The organism is Xenorhabdus innexi, from assembly GCF_002632485.1.
GTDB classification, from domain to species: Bacteria; Pseudomonadota; Gammaproteobacteria; order Enterobacterales; family Enterobacteriaceae; genus Xenorhabdus; species Xenorhabdus innexi.
On the sequence record NZ_NIBU01000187.1, the window covers coordinates 1 to 1092 of the forward strand.

The 1092-nt window shown below is 49.7% G+C and carries 2 protein-coding genes; both read right to left on the reverse strand.

All coding sequences use genetic code 11. From position 1 onward, the window contains the following. Nucleotides 1–506, reverse strand: a 506-nt coding sequence (locus tag Xinn_RS20945; RefSeq protein ID WP_244590292.1) for a transposase, incomplete at its 3' end; no start/stop codon positions are given. 1 nt (nt 507) lies between these two features. After that, a complete protein-coding gene (locus tag Xinn_RS20950; protein WP_086956853.1) occupies nt 508–1017 on the reverse strand; it encodes a helix-turn-helix domain-containing protein in 510 nt (169 codons plus the stop codon). Nucleotides 1018–1092: the final 75 nt, after the last annotated feature.

Sequence of the window (1092 nt, forward strand, 5' to 3'; positions counted from 1 at the left end):
TCTGATAGAAACTGCATGCGTGTCTCCATGGATTGAAGCGTTCCCCACTGGCCTTTCACTCCCAGTCCCTCATTAAGACCACAGGCTTCGGCAATGAATTCAACCAGGCTGGCCGACTTGTGTGTGTTGAGTTGATCAACGATAAAAATCCAGTGTCCTGAAGGATCGAGTGCCACGGTTTGGCGAATATGAGCCACAAAATCCTGCTCTGTTCGTCTGTCCTGAACGGTGGGTTGCAGGATTTTTCCGCTGGCAATGTCCAAATTCGCTATCAGGCATTGCGTGCCATGCCGAATATATTCGCAATCCTGCCGGGCCACCTGATGGGCTTTCATCGGGGTCAGCGCTATTCGTTCCCGTGCCTGAATACCGGTTTTTTCATCCACACTAATAACATGGATATTTTGCGCCTGTAATGCCGGTGCCTGTCGGTAAAGTGTGCAAATCTCCTCTACCCGTTGCTCATAGTCCTTCTGGTCTTTGCGTGTATGAATCCACTCTTCCACTTTATGCGGTTTCAGCGCCCCGGTATTTTAAAAAAGCATGCAACCGGCTGATCGAAATATTGTCAACAATGCCCCGTTTAATCACTTCCCGCCGCAAAGACGGTAATGTCCAGTGACTGAGTGGGCATTCGCTCTTCTGCGGGGCCTCACACGCGACCGTCAATATCTGTGCCACCTGCTCAGCCGTGAATTTCGGTTTGCTTCCGCTCCGGTGTAAATCGCTGAACAACGTTTCAAGGGCTTTTATCAGGCTATTTAAGCCTGCAGTTTCTGTGGACTCGATAGCGCTCAGTTTATCTTGATTGTCCAGCCAGCGTTTTCGCCAGCATCCGGCCTGTTTACTGCCCAATCCGACTTGTTTTGCCGCCCGGTTATTAGAGGCGCCGGACCCAAAAAGTAAAATCAGCTGCGCGCGTTGGCGGTGATCACTGCGACCGGTTCGAGACTTAACGATGTGCTCTAAGGCGTGTTGTTGTTGGGCACTTAAATTGACTGCTGGCGCTTTCCACATAAAAAATTAGGGGTATCTGATGGTCATTGAAACGGTGTGCTAATTAACCATAAAACTTAATGGTTTTCAAGCTCG